Origin of the sequence: Metabacillus crassostreae, assembly GCF_016908395.1 — a bacterium.
Classification (GTDB): Bacteria; Bacillota; Bacilli; order Bacillales; family Bacillaceae; genus Metabacillus; species Metabacillus crassostreae.
The window spans coordinates 290715-308978 of sequence record NZ_JAFBDU010000002.1; the positions used below are offsets into that span (position 1 = coordinate 290715).

Consider the following 18264-nt stretch of genomic DNA (forward strand, 5'->3'; position numbering starts at 1 on the left):
AATTTTCCTTACTACTAGACTTAGATAATACTAAACTTTTTACGAAATGCCTTTAGGGATGTTAATTTTAGTAAAATTCATATAAAAATTCAGATAAACTTAAAACTGCTAACGATTGACCATATGGCATTGTTGTCGTTTTAATTTCCTTATAAAAATCTAACGTATCACCCATACCAGTACCTACTGATACTTTTTGTAAAGCGCCATCTTCGTTAATTTCTTCTACAATTCCCTGAATGGCTTTATAAGCAGTTTCTGTATATTCTTGACCAATATAACGTTTATGAATAGATTTCAAGATCCCATAAGCAAACCCTGCAGATGCAGACGCCTCCAAATATGAGGTTTTATCATTGATTAGTGTATGCCATAATCCACTTTCATCTTGAAATTTAGCTAATGTTTCAATTTGTCTTTTTAATGTATCAATAAGGAATTCTCTTAAAAAATCTCCTTCTTTTAGGTCTAATATTTCGATAAATTCCGGTATAGCTATCGTAATCCAGCAATTACCTCTGCCCCATAAAGCTTCTGCATAATTGTGATTTTCTTCAAATGTCCAGCCATGATACCATAATCCTGTTTTACGATCACTTAGATACTTGATATGAATTAAAAATTGTTTTTTTGCTTCTTCAATATATTCTTGTTTATGAAACAGTCTCCCGATTTTAGCTAAAGGAAGGACTGTCATCATCAACGTATCATCCCATAGCTGATTTTTATTTTCTGGTCCGTAAGTCATATGTTGAAGACCATCTTCTTTTGTACGTGGCATATCATGCATAACCCATTCTGCCCAGTTTTCTAAGTAAGGAACAAATGTCTGGTCCTTCGTTTCCTCATATAAAAATGCTAACGTTAATAACGGAGCCATTGTATTTACATTTTTTGGTGGAACACCTTCTTCAAATCTAGCTTTAAACCATTCTGTGATAATGTCTAAAGCTTTTTGACTGTTTGTTAGTTTCCAATATTTAAAGATTCCGTATAATCCAACACCTTGAGGCCAGTTCCAAACATTCCAACTCTTATCATCAACAACTAAACCATCAAAATTCAATAAAAATTCACCCGTGTTATCTTTAATTTGTGATAGGTTATCCATTAACACATCTATATAGTTGGTGACTTCGTTTTTATCTAGAGTAGCTTGTTTTTGAACCATAATATACCTCCTAATAATTTTAATCATAGCTTTTAATCTACAAATCTTAAAATAAAGCGCTCTCAAATTAATCTTATAATTTCTAATCACTTTGGATTACTTTTGCTTTACTGTCATTACTTGTTTATTTTTCACCATTTTTGTTTGTTTGTTTCCACTTTAATTATAGAAAATTAAATCTCTATGGTCAATAGCATTATTCGCTTTGTTTTTACCGTCACATCTTAAGGAAGCGTTTGGTACTATCTCACTAGGAATAAACTTTTGTAACAGTTAAGCGATGGGATACTCCTCATCGCTTACTTTATTACTTAGTGATACCTATTAAACTAACCTAAGTTCATTAGCATTTAATAAAATAAGTACTCATGTCCTTCATCAGCTCTATGACGACCTTTTTCTCCGGCTCTCCCCTCGCTTAAGGCTGACTACAGCGAGAAGAAACAGTTTAGGTAGAAATAGACAATAAAAAAGACTGTAAACAAACTTAATTTTAATCAAGTTTGTCTACAGTCTGAAAGAAAAGATAGCTAGTCGATTCTAGATTCTAACTACCTTTTCCCTGTTACTTATTCTTTTAAATCCTCAATTGAGTCAATATCCATATATGCTGGTACAACTAACCCAAGCTTAGTTCCTGTAAGATTTGCACCTAGATCCTCAAATTCCCCTTCGTATTCAGCATAATAATCTGCGTGTGTTGTTGGTAACCATGCACCAACCATTGCATCACCACTGCCGTCTGCAACACCAGCCCACATTGGACCAGCATCTACTTGAATTAATTCTACTTCATATCCAACACTTTCTAGTACATTTCCAGCAACATGTGTACCTGCAATTACGTCATCCCATGCTACATAAAGAAGCTTAAGCTCTTCACCTTCAACCTCGTTAACACCTTCAGTCCATGTGCTAACTAACTCTTCATTTTCACTTACCCATTGTTCTGCTGCTTCAGCCGGTTCATTACCTTCTTGAATTAAATTCATAACTGTTTCAATATGCTCTGGTTCCCAGTTAAATTGATCAAGAAGCTTATAAGCGTCAGGATGATCTTCCTTTAATCCTTGACGAGCAATCGTGTTAACGTCTTCTGCTCCACCATAGATACCTTTTGGATCTTCAAGGTATTTTAAGTCATAGCTTGCAAACTTCCAGTGTGGACTCCAGCCTGTTACAATGATTGGCTCCTCTTTGTCATATGCCTTTTTCAAAGCTGCGGCCATCGCAGCACTTGAACCTTCTACTACATCCCAGTCATCTAATCCGTATTCTGGTAAGACTTCATCAATTGTTAACTTCATTAATCCTGCACCAGGATCAATTCCTACTATTTCATAATCAAGCTGTTCTCCAACAGATGCAGTTGATCCTTCTGATTCTGAAGACGTTGATCCGCTTGTTTCATTTCCTCCACACGCGGCTAAGCCTACTGTTAGTGTTAATGCTGATGTAATACCTACTAATTTTTTTAACATTATACTGTTCCCCCTTGTTTTTTCTTACCTATATTTTGTGTGATGCGGTCTAGTAAAATAGCAATTACAACTATTGCTAGACCAGCTTCAAACCCAACACCAGTTTTAATTTGTGTTACAGCACGATAAACCTCTGTACCTAGTCCTGGAGCTCCTACCATAGATGCAATAACAACCATTGATAAAGCTAGCATGATACTTTGATTAATTCCTGCCATAATCGTTGGCATAGCTAGTGGCAGTTGCACCTTTAAGAGCTTTTGCTTTGTTGTAGAACCAAATGCTTCCGTTGCCTCAATTAAATCTGCTGGTACCTGCTTAATTCCAAGTACAGTTAAGCGAATTGTCGGTGGCATGGCAAAAATAACAGATGCAATAACTCCAGGTACCACACCAATACTGAAGAAAAAGATCGCTGGTAGTAAATAAACGAATGCTGGCATCGTTTGCATCAAATCAAGTATAGGTGTTACTACTTTTCTTACTCTTTCACTTTGTGATGCCCAAATACCAACTGGAATCCCAATCACAATGGAAATCAACACGGCAGTTAACACCAGTGCCAAAGTTTCTAACATATCTTCCCAATAACCTAAATTATCAATAAGAAATAAACCTATTAATGCAAATAAAGCAATTCTTATATTACAAACCTTCCAAGATAGTAAACTTATAAGAATGATTAATAGAATAGAAGGTATAAAGCCTAAACCAGATACGATTCCTTCAACAAAAAATTCAACACTAGTAGATATACCATCAAACAATCCATCAAAAGTATTCGTCATCCAGTCAACTAAAGCATCTATCCAGTCTGCTAAGGGAAGCTTCGGTAAAAATCCTTCCATCTTACATCACCTCCTTAGTTTCTGGTGCTTCAGATTCAGTTTCATTTATATATTGTTCATTTCCAGTAAGTGCACCAATAACAGCACCTTTAATTAGAATTCCTTTTAATCGGTTATTTTCGTCTGTAACCGCAACAGGAATAGTTGCTGCTGACACTTTTTCAAATAAATCTATCAATAACGTTTCCGTTCCAACGACAGTAGTATCTTTTTCTAGGAAGTACTCTATCGTCTGATTTTCTTCAGCTGCTTGTGAAGCATCTTTTGCCGTAATAACACCAAGAAGCTTCTGATGTTTATCCACAACATATATAGATGAAATTCCTAAGTTTTTCATTAATTTAAGAGCAACACGTGGACCTTTATCAATTTGTACAGTCTCAGCACGCTTCATAACATGTTGTGCAGTTAGTACCTTTGAAAGATCAACGTCTTCTACGAATCTCTCAACATATTCATTAGAAGGACTCATTAATATTTCTTCAGGTGTTCCTATCTGGACAATATTACCATCCTTCATAAGGGCGATTCGGTCACCAATACGAAGAGCTTCATCTAAATCATGGGTAATAAAGACAATGGTCTTCTCCATATTAGATTGTAATTCTAGCAACTCATCCTGCATGTCTTTTCTAATCAATGGATCCAATGCGCTAAAAGCTTCATCCATTAAAAGTACATCAGGATCATTTGCCAGTGCTCTCGCTAATCCAACACGCTGCTGCATTCCACCACTTAATTGACTTGGGTATTGATTTTCATAGCCCTTTAATCCAACTAACTCTAATGCTTCTAATGCTTTTTTACTTCTTTCTTCCTTTACTACACCTTGAATTTCTAATCCATATTCCGTGTTTTCAAGGACTGTTTTATGTGGAAACAGAGCAAATTTTTGAAAGACCATACTTATTTTCTTTCTTCTTACTTCTCTTAGCTCTTCTTTGTTCATTTTCACAACATCTTTACCATCTATTTGAACCTGCCCTAATGTTGGTTCAATAAGACGATTAAGTAATCGAACTAAAGTAGATTTACCACTACCAGATAAACCCATAATTACAAATATTTCTCCAGCCTTTACTTCAAAGGATGCTCGGTTAACTCCAACAGTTGAGCCTGTTTCCTTTAAAATTTGTTCCTTTGTTTTCCCTTCCCTAACTAACTGTAAGGCCTTTTTTGATGATTTCCCAAAGATCTTGGTAACATCATTGACCTTAATCTTTATATGGTTTTCTTCCATTCTTTCACCTCATTATATTAGCCTCTTAGGACTTCTTAATTATAAACCTAAAACTAATTGTAGTTCAAACAGTACATATCGTTACTATCGTTCATATAGTACGTACAGAAATAACTGTACGTACTATATGAACGTTTTACTTAGAAATGCTCCTTATTACTCCTTTTACTTTAATAAAGCAGACCTTTACATTTCTTTCATAAATATGTAGTGTAGAATTTAAATAATAAGTATTATTTTAGGATGTGAAATAATTGAAGAACAATGAAATCTTAGACAGAACCAGGACAATGGTTATAGATTCAATTGCTCAAAATATGAATTTATATGGAATCGCCCCTTCAGCAGGACGGTTATACGGACTTCTTTTCTATTCCGATAAACCGCTTACTCTTGATGAAATGAAAGAAGAACTCGGGATGAGTAAAACAAGTATGAGTAACTCGGTTAGAAGCTTACTTGATTTAAATATGGTTGAAAAGGTTTGGGTAAAGGGTGAAAGGAAGGATTTATATACAATAAAAGAAGATTGGTATCAGTGCTTTTTTGACTTTTTTACAATCAAATGGAGATCAGCGATCACGACCAATAGCTCGACAATGGAAAAATCAATAGCTCAATTAAAGGAACTTATTGCGGATCCAATGACTCCTGAAGAAACCCGTGAGTCTGCCTTACAAGATATTCAAAAGCTAGAAGACAGAATTGATTATTATGATTGGCAAAATCGACTCATTGACAGTTTTGAAACAAAGGACATTCTAAACTTTATACCGATTGAGAAGAAGGAAGAATAGGAAACTTCTATCTAATACAACTTTATAACCCCCATAAAAAGGTAAATAGAAAGTACCCTGTAGAGTTGACTTTATTATTGTCTACTCTACAGGGTATTTTTTTTATATTACCATATCTCTTTATTAATCTTTTATTAATCTTTTGCTATTATTAATGGTATTTTTCGATAACTTATTTTTTGCTTTTATTAATGAAAAAGAAACAGTACTGTACAACGTCTACTACATTTAAAGAATTTGGAAAATTTCCACCTTAGTTTCGCACTTTATCTACTATATTTAATCCCTTCTCTAATAGATTTCAAAGTAACTTCATTGGACCATTCAGGTTTATCAAGATAAGCAAATACAGAATTGGTTACAATTCCATCGAAATTCATTTCTCTTAATTTACGATAAAGTGCATCAAAATTTATTTCCCCTTCACCAGGGTTCAAATGCTAATGAATGGTTACATTCGCATTGGGAGGGTTAACTGGGTTATTAGGTACAACAACATCACTTCTTCTTATCGGAATCTTTTCACAAACACTTGAAGGTACTACTGCTCTTCCATACGTTGTACTTTCATTAACGGTTACGTTTCTAGCTTTCCAACAGGGTTCTATTTCACCAGTAACATGGTTAATGTTATCTGAAATTTTCCCAACACGTTTGAGAGGTCTTGGAATGGGTGTTACAGTATTCTGTCTATGGATCATCAACTTCTTAATTAGTCTTGTTTTCCCAGTACTTCTAGGATCAGTTGGTTTATCTACAATCTTCTTCGTATTCGTCGTCTTTGGTATATTAGCAATGACATTTGTAATGAAATTCTTACCAGAAACAAAAGGTCTTTCTCTTGAACAATTGGAGCAATATTTCCGAAATTACGGGAAGGGTCATACAACAGACAAACATTTGAGTAAGGTTGCTAAATAGATAGATTAAAGCGCTTTAATTTGCAGAAAATGCTTCTGAAATAGTTACATTTCAAAAGCATTTTTAATTTTAAATCATAGTGGTAACAATGTTAATTAAGCAGCATCATCAGTTATCACTCACGATTCTAAATTTTGCAACCTGTTTTTGTAGACTTTCGGCTGATTTGGCTAATCGCTCGGAACTTGCGGCCACTTGTTCCATAGAGCTGCTCGTTTGTTGCACTGAGGCAGCTGTTTCTTCAATTCCTGCTGCAGCGGTTTCTGACACTACTGCAATTTCTTCAATAGACTTATTGATTTCATCACTATTGTTCTCTATTGTGCTTAAATTTCCTGAAATCAGTTCCACACCTTTTGCCATGTCTAATAAGGCTTGATTTATCTTCTCGAATGTCTCTCCAGTTGCTTTAATTTGATTTGTACCATTTTCAACTTCCACATAACCCGATTGTAGTGACTTTGTCACAAGAGTAGAGTCAGCTTGTATGCTCCCTACAATAGAAGTAATATCCGTTACAGAGAAGGATACTTGTGCAGCTAGTTTTCTAACTTCATCAGCAACGACCGCAAAGCCCTTTCCATGATCTCCAGCTCTAGCCGCTTCAATAGCAGCATTTAAGGCCAGTAGGTTCGTTTGGTCTGCAATGGATTGTATAACTCCGACAAGTTGAGAAATTTCTTCTGATTGCTTTTCTAACGTTTTCACCTTTTCTACTGCATCTTCAACGATCGTATGAATTGCGGACATCTGTTGGATAGAAGAAAACATTAAATCGCTTCCTCTTTCTGTTAATTCAATCACATGCTGAGAAGATTGATAGACTTCTTTACCGCTTTTACTCGCTTCGTATACTTTATTGGAAAAAACCTTCATAGAAGCTGCTAATTCATTCGTTGAATTTGCTTGTGTTTCTGAATCTGAAGACAGCTCTTGTATCGTTAAGGCAACCTGACTACTTCCCTCTGTTACTTCACTTGCAGATTGCGTTAATTCTTCACTTTGAGCTGATACTGATTCTGAGACTGTACTGATTTCTCCTAGCAATCCTCTGATGTTTTCACTCATTTGGTTCGTTGCTTCAAATAATCGTCCAATTTCATCAGAGGATTTAGTCATGATCGGTTGCTGACTTAAGTCTCCTTTAGCAAGCAATCCCATTCTTTTTGTAACAATCTGAATAGGTTTTGAAATGAGTGATGACATATATAGAGCAATAACAAATCCAATAACAGCAACTACAACACTTACCGTTAATCCCATGGTAATATTGGATTCGTTATTAACAAGTAGGTTATTTCCAGCTCCTTCTATCATTTTTTCACGATTATTAATTAAATATCTATAACCGTTCATTATTTCATTTGCAGCTAGTCGCACAGAGCCTTCAAGATTCTCCTTTGCTAGCTCCTCATTTCCACTTTTGTATACAGCAAAGACTTCATCTTGCACAAGCTTTTCCCATTCTAGGTTTGAAGCGACTAGCTGTTTAAGATCCTCAGATTCACTTATTTTTAAAGCAGATTCTTCTACTTTTCTGCTTTTTTCTGAATACGTATGAAACTGGTCTATATATTCTTGTTTTCCTGTTAACACATATCCCCTTGCAAGCCCAATCCGTTCTGCCATGTTTTGTCCTAATGTTTCATCAGCTATTAATAAAGGAATTTGGTGGTTTATGATATTCTTCGCATCTGAGTTAATAGATTTAGAAGCAATAAAATTATAAGCTCCAAAAGCAATAGTTAACAAAATGACTATTGAAAAACCAAGTAGTATCTTTGTTCTGATTGACTTTAACTTCATTTTTTTAAAAAGCTTACTTTTCATCCTATATCCTCATTTCTATAGATACAAAAATGCCCCCTTGCCCTCATGGACAAGGGGGCATTCCCCATCGAATTATTAAGCTCTTTGTTTACGTGTCATTACGTCAAAGATTACAGCTAGCGCAAGTACTCCACCACGAATCATATATTGAGGAGCAATTCCTACACCCAATAAGTTCATTCCATTTGTTAAAGTAGCCATAACAATGGCACCAATAACAGCTCCTGTTACTTTACCAACACCACCGGCAGCAGAAACCCCACCAACAAAGGCTGCAGCAATCGCATCAAGCTCGAATAATGTACCAGCAGTTGTTGTAGCAGATTGTAAACGTGCAGTAAATAAAATACCAGATAATGCAGAAAGCATACCCATTGAACCAAATACTAAGAAGGTAATTTTACTTACGTTAATACCAGTAAGGTGTGCCGCTTCTGGGTTACTACCTACTGAATAAATGTGACGACCAATTACTGTCTTCGTTGTAATAAAATGATATACAAGAACAACAAGTAGAATAATCATAACAGTCCAAGAAAAACCATTGTAGCCAGCCAATAACCAAGTAATATAGCCCATAATACCTGATACAAATAGTAGCTGTAGAACAAAAATAGGTTTTGAAACAACATCAAATTCATATTTAATCTTATTTTTACGATTTTTTATTGCACTATAAATATAGAATAAAATACCAGTTAATCCAACAAGTAAAGTAAGTAAATGAAACCCACCAACCTCAGCAATTGAAGGAATATATCCGTTACCAATAGCATTAAACGCATCATTATCAACGATGATTGTACCTGTTTTTTCTGTTGCTAATAAAATAGCACCACGATAGATTAACCAACCAGCCAAGGTAGCTACGAACGCTGGAATTCCAACTTTAGCTACTAGAAAACCTGTAGCAGAGCCAGCACAAATACCAAGAATAAGAATGATTGGAATAACAATGAATACAGGCATATTAAACTGCATTAACAGAATTGCTGCTACTGCTCCAAGAAAGCCTGCCAAAAACCCGATTGATAAATCAATATGGCGAATGACGATAACCAGCATAACGCCGACAGCTAGAACAGCAATATAACCTGCTGAATCTAGTAAATTACTAATATTTCGAGAAGACATGAAAAGTCCATTAGTTAGTATTTGAAAAGTAATCATAATAACAATTAATGCTATATACATACCATAATCACGTATATTATGTTTTAATAGTCCTTTTAACTCGTTAATATATTTCATCTGTATACCTCCTATTGCGTCGCAAGTTCCATGATCTTTTCCTGACTGGCTTGTTCTGATGATAATTCACCTTTGATTTCGCCTTCAGCCATTACATACACACGATCGCTCATTCCAAGAACTTCACCAAGCTCTGATGAAATCATAATAATACTCATACCTTTATTAATCAGTTCGTTCATAACTGTATAAATTTCAAATTTAGCACCAACATCAATCCCACGTGTTGGTTCATCTAAAATTAATAATTTCGGTCCAACAAATAACCATTTCCCTAAAGATACCTTCTGCTGGTTACCACCACTTAAATTACCAACAAGCTGCTGTAGTGATGGTGTCTTTATTCCTAAAGATTCCCTATAGCCTTGTGCAATGACAATTTCCTCGTTTTCATTCACAAATCCATTAGGTGAGATATTTTTCAAGTTACCAATTGAAATGTTGCTTTTAATATCCTGTTGCAAAAACAATCCGTCACCTTTTCTATCTTCTGTCACATAAGCAATTCCTGCTTTGATTGCTACACTCGGATGTTTAAACTTACCAGATTGACCTTCTAATAGTAAATCTCCTTGGATTTTATATTTAGCCGCATTACCAAAGATACTTAAAGCTAGTTCAGTACGTCCTGAACCCATTAACCCAGCAATGCCTACAATTTCGCCCTGCTTCACTTCTAGGTTCACATTACTAACTACATTACGACCAAGGAGGGGATCATAAGCTGTCCAGTTAGATAACTCAAGGACATTGGCACCAAAATCTTTCTTTGGACGTTTCGGATAAATATCTTCAATTTCACGGCCAACCATGTTTTTAATAATAGACTCTTCGGTAATTTCTCCCTTTGAGCCATCTAATGTACAAATTGTTTCACCGTCACGTAATACTGTTGCTTTATCTGCAATAGCAGTTACCTCTTTTAATTTGTGAGAAATCATAATTGATGTGATTCCTTGCTTTTTTAACTCTAGTAGTAGTTGTAGCAGGTTCTCACTATCATCCTCATTTAGTGCTGCAGTTGGTTCATCCAAGATCAATAGTTTAACTTCTTTGCTTAGTGCTTTCGCAATTTCTACTAATTGCTGTTTACCTACACCTAAATCTTTAATGAATGTTTCCGGATTAACTTTTAAGCCTACTTTTGTTAGCATTTTCTTCGCTTCTACAATGGCTTTATTCCAGTCTAAAATACCACCCTTTTGAATCTCATTACCTACGAATATATTTTCATAAACAGTTAAGTCAGGGAACAATGCAAGCTCTTGATAAATAATCGCAATACCGACATCAACACTATCGCTTATTTTGTTAAATTGTTGAACTTCATTATTAAAAACGATATCACCTGAGTAGTTTCCGAACGGATAAACTCCACTAAGCACCTTCATAAGGGTAGATTTTCCAGCACCATTTTCTCCTACTAAAAAGTGGATTTCTCCTCTTTCAACTTTAAAATTGACATTAGAGAGCGCCTTCACACCTGTAAATTCTTTTGATATTCCATTCATTTCTAAAATATAATCGCTCATCTTTTTGCCTCCTTAACAAGACAACTTTAAATTTAGGAATGAGTGTTAGACAGTAAGTCTAACACTCATTCCTTGAACTTCTATTTTTCTATTACTCTAGTCCTGTGAATTCACTTGCATCATAGTAACCAGAGTCGATTAATTCAGCCTTTACATTATCTTTGTTAACTACAATAACGTCTGTTTGTTTTGCATTTACATCAACACTACCGTTGTTATAAGTTCCAGTTGTTTCTGGAGTATTTCCATCAAGGATTGTAACTGCCATACCCATTGCATCTTCAACAAGTGTACGAACATCCTTGAATACTGTCATAGATTGTTTATCATCAATTACGTATTGAATAGAAGCTTTTTCAGCATCTTGACCAGTTATTGTATAGCTAGAAACTGCACTGTCTGAAGCAAATACATCAGCGATTGAACGAGCAGTACCATCATTCGGAGCTAAAATTGCAATGTCACCTTTAAGGTCAGCACCAGCAGCTGTTAAGTTTGTTTGTGCTTTATTTTTAGCTTCGTTTGGATCCCAGTTCGTTGTAACCTGACCTAATACTTTACCTAACTCATCACGAGTAAGAGTTGCTTTATCTTTTAACGCTTCTGCTTCACTAGAGTTAGCGATTACAAAAGTACCATCAGCAATTTTAGGTTGAAGAACTTTCCAAGCACCTTCGAAGAATAAAAATGCGTTGTTATCAGATGAAGCACCAGCATATAAGTAAAGTGGTACACCAGTTCCTTTTACATTATCAACTAAATATTGCCCTTGTGCTTCACCTACAGCAACACTGTCAAATGTCACATAATAATCAACTGCATCTGTATCAGTGATTAAACGATCGTAAGAAATAACTTTAATTCCTTCTTTTTTAGCCGCTTCAACTGCAGAACCAGCTGCTGGACCATCATGTGGAGCAATAATTAATACATCTATTCCTTTACTAATTAACGTTTCAACGTTTTCTTTTTCTTTTGCAGAAGAACCTTGGCTGAATAAAATTTCAGTTGTATATTCAGAGTCTGCTAGAGCTGCTTTAAATCTTTCTTCATCTTGAACCCATCTTGGCTCATCTTTAGTTGGTAATACGATACCTACGCTTACTTCACTGCTTCCGCTTCCCCCAGTGCTGCCACTGCTACAAGCTGTTACAAATGTTAATAAAATACCTACTAATAAGACCGAAAGTAATTTAAATCCTTTTTTCATTCTATTTTTCCCCCTCTAATTTGTTGTAAGTGCTTACAAATAAAATATACCATCTAAATCAGGAAATAAGAGCGCTTACTTATAGTACTATTTTATTATTCATCTGTACTTTTTTAACATTGAACATGGACAAAGTATCAGGACTAAGAAAGCGTTCGCATTTTTCTGATACAGTAATTAACCTCTACTTCTATTTGCTCATAAAATAGGGAAATGCGATTTAGAGATCTACTAGATCATTAAAAAAATGGAGCTCGAATACACTCGATGCTCCATTCTCTATTGATCTACTATTAAAATTTATTAAATGCCATGACGAAAAACTAATCAGATTTATCTTTCTGCAAATAAATCTCATTCCTTGTATGGAAGTCGTCAGCAATAATTGTTTCCTCTATATTTGTTTGGGTAACAGTAGTTGGTGAAAGAAGGATTGATGGTACTTCCATTTGCCCATTATTTATTTTTACTACATCTCTAATCTCTCCAACATCCTCGTCCTTTGCTAGCTTGATTGCAAGTTCGGCAGCTAGATCAGTCAGCTCTTTAATTGGCTTATAAATTGTCATTGTTTGTGTTCCTTTAATAATACGTTGAATAGCTGCTAAATCAGCATCTTGACCAGCAACTGGGATTTCTCCTGCAAGTCCTCTGCTCTCAAGTACCTCGATCACTGCGCCAGCCGTTGCATCATTAGCAGCAATAACCGCGTCAATGTTATTATTATTTGCTTTTAATGCAAGCTCAATATTTTCTTTTGCATTTGCAGGCTCCCAATCTTTTGTCCACTGATCAAATACAACAGTAATATCTCCTTTATCAATATGTGGCTGTAAAACTTCAAATACACCTTTTTTAGCCATATGTGCATTATTATCCGTTTCAGCTCCCCCAATATAAACATACCTTCCTTTTGGAACAATTTCTAAAATAGCTTGTGCTTGAAGTGCACCAACCTGTTCATTATCATAAGATAGATACATATCTACCTCTGCATTTTTCACAAGACGATCATATGATAACACTTTAATTCCTGCTGAATGTGCTTTCTCTACAATAGCTGCCGTTGATTCTGCGTTATGTGGAACAATGACTAATAAATCGATTCCCTTGCTAATCATCGTTTCTGCTTGCCATATTTGCAAAGCATCATCGCCATGTGAAGCCATGATCTCAACCTCTGCACCCAATTCTTCAACAGACATTCTAAAAAAGTCTCTGTCCTTTAACCAACGTTCTTCAGTTAATGTATCCATCGCAAAGCCAATTTTAATCGTTTCCTCTACCTGCTGTTGCTCGTTCGGCTTAAAGCTTTCCGTATTTGATTGTACTTCAGTGTCATTGTTTCTATTATCGTGCTTTTCACACCCAAGAAGAAATAAGAATAATATGAGTACCAACAATCCTGGATTTCTTAGAGAAAATAACTGTTTAATTTTAATCGCTCCTATACAATGGTTTTATTCAGCTTTAGAAAGCAACTTTTTACGGTACTCTTTTGGAGAAGAATGACAGATCTTTTTAAATACCTTGCTAAAATAATTTGGATCATGGTAACCCACCTCGAATGTTATTTCTTTTAAGCTTTTTGATGGATCTCTCATCAATTTCTTTGCTTTTTCAATACGACACTCAGTTAAAAAGTGAATATAATTGATCCCTAGTTGTTCTTTGAAAATTTTACTAATGTAAATAGGACTTAATCCAACCTCTCTACCTATAGCTTCTAATGAGATGTCTTTATGTGCATGATCAATAATATATTGTTTAATATGTTGTATGATATCAGCTTCCATTGCTGCATGATTTTCTTCGTGTGATTTTCTCAATCTTTGTAACAAGTGGCTAGTTTCTGCTCGAAGCTGTCTATAATCAGTTGATTTAAAGGAATATAGCTGTACATCAGATTCGATTCCCATCTCACTTAATACACGAGAAGCAATCCAAAACAGTTCCATTACTTTTTGTTGAGTTTGCTTTAACATTGTACCTTCTTGCTCTAAACGATCAATAATCTCAGAAACTTTGCAGGAAATCTCGTCCCATTCTCCATTACGAATGTGTTCAAAATATTGCTGTTCATTTTGCTTTGTTGTTTGCTCATCAAAGCCAGATACGAGTGCGGGCAATTCATCGTAAAATTGATAATTCCTTGGAATTGATGTATCTCTCGTTGCAATTAACGACTCTTGATAAGATTGTCTGATTTGATCTAATGAGTTATAAACAGTTCCGATTCCAACAAAGAGTTTTGTAGCTTCAGTAGATTTACTTATTTTCAAAATCTCTTTAGATAGCATTGTCGCTTGAGTACGGTATGATTGATCTTTTTTGCGGAATACAATAATAGGAAGCTGACGTCCATATAGAGCACCAACCCAAGCACTTCCTGTATGACTGACTTTTTCTCTAACCACGGAATAGCAGTCTTCAAAGCCATCTGGCACGATAACACTTAATACAAACTTTTCTGCTGTTGTTTGTATGTCTAGCATCTCTACTAATTCTTCTAAATGAATCTCATGCACATGATCAAATAACAGCTGTGTTACAACATCAGTTTGAAACAATGACATCGCTTTTTGCAGCGTATATTGCTGCTTTTTATTTACTTCAAGTCTTTTTTGTTCAGCCCTAATCTGCTCAAGCACTTTCTCAACTGTATCAACAATTTCCTTCACTCGACTAGGCTTGACCAAATAATCAACAACACCAAGTTTCATCGCTTCTTTTGCATAATCAAAAGTGGCATAAGCAGTCACTAAAATAAATTTCAAGTCGGGATTGGAGGATTTGATTGTTTCAATTGCCTCAATACCAGTCATACCAGGCATTTGAATATCCATAAATACTAAATCAGGTTGAAATTCTGATACTAATTCAATCGCTAATCTTCCATTTTTAGCTTGTCGAATTGTAATATCGTTAAAATTCTTCTTCAGAATGGTTTCTAATCCATCACGTTCAACTTGTTCATCGTCTACGAGTAATATTTTAATCATTTCTCATCTCTCCTTTCTTTCAATAGCTTAATAGTTACTTTTGTCCTAAAACCGAGACTGCTTTCAATCTCCATTACATCTTCCATACCATTGAAAAGACGAAGACGCTTCATTACATTACTTAAGCCAATTCCAGTGGAATGTCCATTTGCTGTATACACCTTTTCTTCTAGAATTTCTTGAATTTTCTCTTCTGTCATTCCAGGGCCATTATCTTCCACTTCAATTGTAACGAGATCATCATCATCCTTAATCCGAAACCAAATCGTACCTCCTTCTTCATTTGGCTCAACCGCATAAATAACAGCATTCTCAACAAGTGGCTGCAAGGTAAGACCTGGTATCTTACTATCAAGACAGGATTCATCGATCTCCATATGAAAATTTAGTCTGTCTGTATATCTTGTTTTTTGAATATCAATGTATTGCTGCATCACATAAACTTCATCATAAAGAGTCATAGGCTTATCCAAATGCTTTAAATTATAACGTAATAAACCTGCGACACTAACTAATAAGTCACTTGTTTCTTCAGATCCTTCCATATAAGCTTTTTTAGAAAGTGTATTTAATGTGTTAAACAAAAAATGAGGATTAATTTGACTTTGAAGATTGCGCAGCTGACTTTCTTTTAGTAGAAGCCTATTCTGCTGTAGCTCATTTTCTAACTGTGCATTATGATGAATATCTGAGATTAAATTGTTAATATTCACACGCATGCGATCAAACGTCTTTGCTAAAAAGGCAATTTCATCACTTGAATTCACTTCCACTTTTAAATCAAATCTTCCTTTTGACAGCTCATTTGCTGCAAGTGTCAGCTTTTCCACTGGTTTCGTGATTCGTTGGGAAAACCAATACGTAAAAAGCAACAGACCTAACGTAATTAGCAATAGTAACCAGGTTCCTAATTGCTTAAGCTCTTCTGACTGATTAATAATACCTCGATAAAACAAATCATATGTTTGTAGCTCAAGATCAATTAACGTTAGTGCCATTTCGGAAATATAATTGGAAATATGCGTTGCTTCATTAAATGCTGTCATCGAGTACTCGGTTTCTGCCTCTGACTGAAAAGATAGAGCTAAATCAACCTTCTCACCCAAACTATCAATTAAATTAATATAATTTGTTAAAGCCAATTCATTCTCAACATTTTTAAATGTAGCAACTTCATTTTTCATACTTTGAATATCTTTTTTATTTTGTGTAACCGCTTCTAAATTGTCATTAGAAGGAAGTAGTAAAAAGTTATTCAATGCAGTTACAGTATCTTCACTTTTTCTCGATATTTCATTCAACACTAGGTATCGTTCAAGGATGTCGTTATATTGATCGAGCATTTTTTGGTTATAGGATATGAGCGAAACCCATGTTGTCGCCATAATCAAAAGAACGATTAACACAAGTCCCCATATTTTCTTCTGTATACTGTTCATTTCAAATCCATCTGTTTCACCATTCGAATATCAGTAAGATAACCGTCTAAATTTAGTGGCAAAACCTCTTTGTTTAACCACTTCATCATAAACTCCACACTAAGACTCCCCATTTTTGAAGGAGACTGCTCTATCATGCCATCTATTTTCCCTTGCTCCAATAGAGATAGAGATGTAGGGTCATCGTCAAAAGAATAAATATAAAACGTTTCCGCGTTGGAGCGTCTATCAATTTCCTCTACCAGCTTATCAGCAAATTTAGCGTTTAACGTGATAAAAGCATCCACATCTGGTGATCTATTTAACAAATCCTTAGTAGTCGCAATTACTTGCTCTCTTGTATCTTCTGTTACTGCTTCAAGTAGTTCAATATCACGGTAACTGTGGAGAAATTCTTTAATACCCTCTAGTCTTTGAGTTTGATAATATTCCTGTCTTTCATCTAGCATCAGGGCCACTTTTCCTGATTCACCCATATCCTTTACCAGTTGTTCTGCAATCATTTCACCTGCTAAAAATTGATCAGAACCTACATATGTCCTACGCAGACTTTCAGCCATCGGTACATCATTAGCTATCGTAATAACCGGTACACCATATGAAGACGCTTTCACTTTTGTTAATTCCTTAAATTCCTCTGTATCTAATCCCTGGACAATAATTCCATCTACTTGCGAATAGATTGCAATTTCAATCTGTTTTAGGAAATCTTCCTGGTTATTTCCATAACTTCCCCAAATCTCAAGCCTTGCTCCATTCTTCTCGGCCTGTTGCTTCGCTCCAGCACTTACTTGATCCCAAAAAGGTGTATCTAACTCCTGAGTAATCAAAACAATTCGCTTGTCAGTAAGCTCCTCAGTTAATTCCTCTGGTAACTGCCAATTCGTATCAAATATTTCCACTGCCGAATCTACCGTATAATAAAAAAGGATGAGACAAGTGATCACGCTTACAATTTTAATGATCTTTCTCATGACTGTAACTCCTCTAGGTTAATAAACTGATTTTCATTATACCAGACAATTAAATTAGTGCTATATATTTATCTAACAAATTTAGATGACTACTGTTGTATTGTTGAGGTAAAAAAACTAGTGATTTTAATCTGGTAATCACTGTTTTTTTGCTTAAAATCTTCTAATTAGAGCTTTTAACGGAGGTGGGATTTTTTGTCGAAAGTTGTCTAATCGCTGATAAATTCGGATAATCGCTGATAAATCTGGAAAATCGCCGATAAATTCAGATAATCGCTGATAAATAGAAAAAACCGCTGATAAATTTTATCAGCAGTAAATTACTAACGTTTACAAAGGGAGAAGTTCATTTATTTTATTATTATTACTTATCTTATTGAGTTTGATGGCTTTTTGTAAGCTTTTTTTAAAGAAGATTGTATCTATTTTAGCTAATTACAGGTTAAAAACACGTAATTATTGTGTAAAAAGCAAACACTTCTAAGAAGTTAGATTCTACTAGACTTATGTAATGCTATTTTCTTCACGTTAAAAGCAAGTAGCTTTAATGTAAAACATAAGGGAGTCA

13 protein-coding genes and 2 pseudogenes are annotated in these 18264 nt (G+C 35.0%); 2 read left to right on the forward strand and 13 right to left on the reverse strand.

The genetic code is table 11. The features are described 5' to 3' along the window. Positions 1 to 67: 67 nt before the first annotated feature. The 4 genes from bglB to proV all read right to left on the reverse strand — a co-directional run bounded on the left by bglB (position 68) and on the right by proV (position 4740). Positions 68 to 1171: a beta-galactosidase BglB gene (gene bglB / locus JOC75_RS09210; RefSeq protein ID WP_239589384.1), complete on the reverse strand. Its 1104-nt coding sequence runs from the start codon at positions 1169 to 1171 to the stop codon at positions 68 to 70. A 569-nt stretch (positions 1172 to 1740) separates the two neighbouring features. Continuing rightward, complete coding sequence (locus JOC75_RS09215; RefSeq protein ID WP_204953770.1) at positions 1741 to 2652, reverse strand: glycine betaine ABC transporter substrate-binding protein; 912 nt, start codon at positions 2650 to 2652, stop codon at positions 1741 to 1743. Continuing rightward, positions 2652 to 3500 carry an ABC transporter permease gene (locus JOC75_RS09220; RefSeq protein ID WP_204953771.1) on the reverse strand — a complete coding sequence of 283 codons (849 nt, stop codon included), beginning with the start codon at positions 3498 to 3500 and terminating at the stop codon, positions 2652 to 2654. The genes JOC75_RS09215 and JOC75_RS09220 overlap by 1 nt, the downstream gene beginning before the upstream one ends. A gap of 1 nt (position 3501) precedes the next feature. Continuing rightward, complete coding sequence (gene proV / locus JOC75_RS09225; RefSeq protein WP_204953772.1) at positions 3502 to 4740, reverse strand: glycine betaine/L-proline ABC transporter ATP-binding protein ProV; 1239 nt, start codon at positions 4738 to 4740, stop codon at positions 3502 to 3504. Between the two features lie 254 nt (positions 4741 to 4994). Between proV and JOC75_RS09230 the strand changes: the two genes are divergently transcribed. Next, positions 4995 to 5537 carry a GbsR/MarR family transcriptional regulator gene (locus JOC75_RS09230; protein ID WP_239589385.1) on the forward strand — a complete coding sequence of 181 codons (543 nt, stop codon included), beginning with the start codon at positions 4995 to 4997 and terminating at the stop codon, positions 5535 to 5537. Positions 5538 to 5803: 266 nt separating this feature from the next. Here JOC75_RS09230 and JOC75_RS23950 read toward each other — a convergent pair. Then, positions 5804 to 6013, reverse strand: a pseudogene (locus JOC75_RS23950) (sugar phosphate isomerase/epimerase); the annotation flags it as partial. On the opposite strand from JOC75_RS23950, the pseudogene JOC75_RS09235 reads away from it, so the two are divergent. Further along, a pseudogene (locus tag JOC75_RS09235) lies at positions 6009 to 6458 on the forward strand (MFS transporter); the annotation flags it as partial. The pseudogenes JOC75_RS23950 and JOC75_RS09235 overlap by 5 nt on opposite strands. A gap of 108 nt (positions 6459 to 6566) precedes the next feature. Here the strand turns inward: JOC75_RS09235 and JOC75_RS09240 are convergent. From JOC75_RS09240 to JOC75_RS09275, 8 genes are all read right to left on the reverse strand, one after another. Then, positions 6567 to 8288, reverse strand: coding sequence for a methyl-accepting chemotaxis protein (locus JOC75_RS09240; protein WP_204953774.1), 1722 nt, complete (start codon positions 8286 to 8288; stop codon positions 6567 to 6569). A 75-nt stretch (positions 8289 to 8363) separates the two neighbouring features. Then, a complete protein-coding gene (locus JOC75_RS09245; protein WP_204953775.1) occupies positions 8364 to 9539 on the reverse strand; it encodes a sugar ABC transporter permease in 1176 nt (391 codons plus the stop codon). Between the two features lie 11 nt (positions 9540 to 9550). Continuing rightward, the gene (locus tag JOC75_RS09250) at positions 9551 to 11071 is read right to left on the reverse strand and encodes a sugar ABC transporter ATP-binding protein (RefSeq protein ID WP_204953776.1); all 1521 of its coding nucleotides are present in this window, start codon (positions 11069 to 11071) and stop codon (positions 9551 to 9553) included. 91 nt (positions 11072 to 11162) lie between these two features. Continuing rightward, entirely contained in the window at positions 11163 to 12281 is a 1119-nt protein-coding gene (locus tag JOC75_RS09255; RefSeq protein WP_204953777.1) for a sugar ABC transporter substrate-binding protein, read from the reverse strand. A gap of 323 nt (positions 12282 to 12604) precedes the next feature. Further along, positions 12605 to 13684 (reverse strand): sugar ABC transporter substrate-binding protein, encoded by a 1080-nt coding sequence (locus JOC75_RS09260; RefSeq protein ID WP_239589386.1) that lies wholly within the window; start codon positions 13682 to 13684, stop codon positions 12605 to 12607. A 57-nt stretch (positions 13685 to 13741) separates the two neighbouring features. Further along, complete coding sequence (locus JOC75_RS09265; protein WP_204953778.1) at positions 13742 to 15283, reverse strand: response regulator; 1542 nt, start codon at positions 15281 to 15283, stop codon at positions 13742 to 13744. Beyond that, on the reverse strand, positions 15280 to 16722 hold the full coding sequence (locus JOC75_RS09270) for a sensor histidine kinase (RefSeq protein WP_204953779.1): 1443 nt from the start codon (positions 16720 to 16722) through the stop codon (positions 15280 to 15282). The genes JOC75_RS09265 and JOC75_RS09270 overlap by 4 nt, the downstream gene beginning before the upstream one ends. Beyond that, entirely contained in the window at positions 16719 to 17696 is a 978-nt protein-coding gene (locus JOC75_RS09275) for a sugar ABC transporter substrate-binding protein (RefSeq protein ID WP_204953780.1), read from the reverse strand. Before JOC75_RS09275 ends, JOC75_RS09270 begins: the two co-directional genes overlap by 4 nt. Positions 17697 to 18264 lie beyond the last annotated feature (568 nt).

What these genes read in the sequence shown, in the direction of transcription:
- bglB (WP_239589384.1), bottom strand. Translation starts at nt 1,171, where the DNA reads ATGGTTCAAAAACAAGCTACTCTAGATAAAAACGAAGTCACCAACTAT.
- JOC75_RS09215 (WP_204953770.1), bottom strand. Translation starts at nt 2,652, where the DNA reads ATGTTAAAAAAATTAGTAGGTATTACATCAGCATTAACACTAACAGTA.
- JOC75_RS09220 (WP_204953771.1), bottom strand. Translation starts at nt 3,500, where the DNA reads ATGGAAGGATTTTTACCGAAGCTTCCCTTAGCAGACTGGATAGATGCT.
- proV (WP_204953772.1), bottom strand. Translation starts at nt 4,740, where the DNA reads ATGGAAGAAAACCATATAAAGATTAAGGTCAATGATGTTACCAAGATC.
- JOC75_RS09240 (WP_204953774.1), bottom strand. Translation starts at nt 8,288, where the DNA reads ATGAAAAGTAAGCTTTTTAAAAAAATGAAGTTAAAGTCAATCAGAACA.
- JOC75_RS09245 (WP_204953775.1), bottom strand. Translation starts at nt 9,539, where the DNA reads ATGAAATATATTAACGAGTTAAAAGGACTATTAAAACATAATATACGT.
- JOC75_RS09250 (WP_204953776.1), bottom strand. Translation starts at nt 11,071, where the DNA reads ATGAGCGATTATATTTTAGAAATGAATGGAATATCAAAAGAATTTACA.
- JOC75_RS09255 (WP_204953777.1), bottom strand. Translation starts at nt 12,281, where the DNA reads ATGAAAAAAGGATTTAAATTACTTTCGGTCTTATTAGTAGGTATTTTA.
- JOC75_RS09265 (WP_204953778.1), bottom strand. Translation starts at nt 15,283, where the DNA reads ATGATTAAAATATTACTCGTAGACGATGAACAAGTTGAACGTGATGGA.
- JOC75_RS09270 (WP_204953779.1), bottom strand. Translation starts at nt 16,722, where the DNA reads ATGAACAGTATACAGAAGAAAATATGGGGACTTGTGTTAATCGTTCTT.
- JOC75_RS09275 (WP_204953780.1), bottom strand. Translation starts at nt 17,696, where the DNA reads ATGAGAAAGATCATTAAAATTGTAAGCGTGATCACTTGTCTCATCCTT.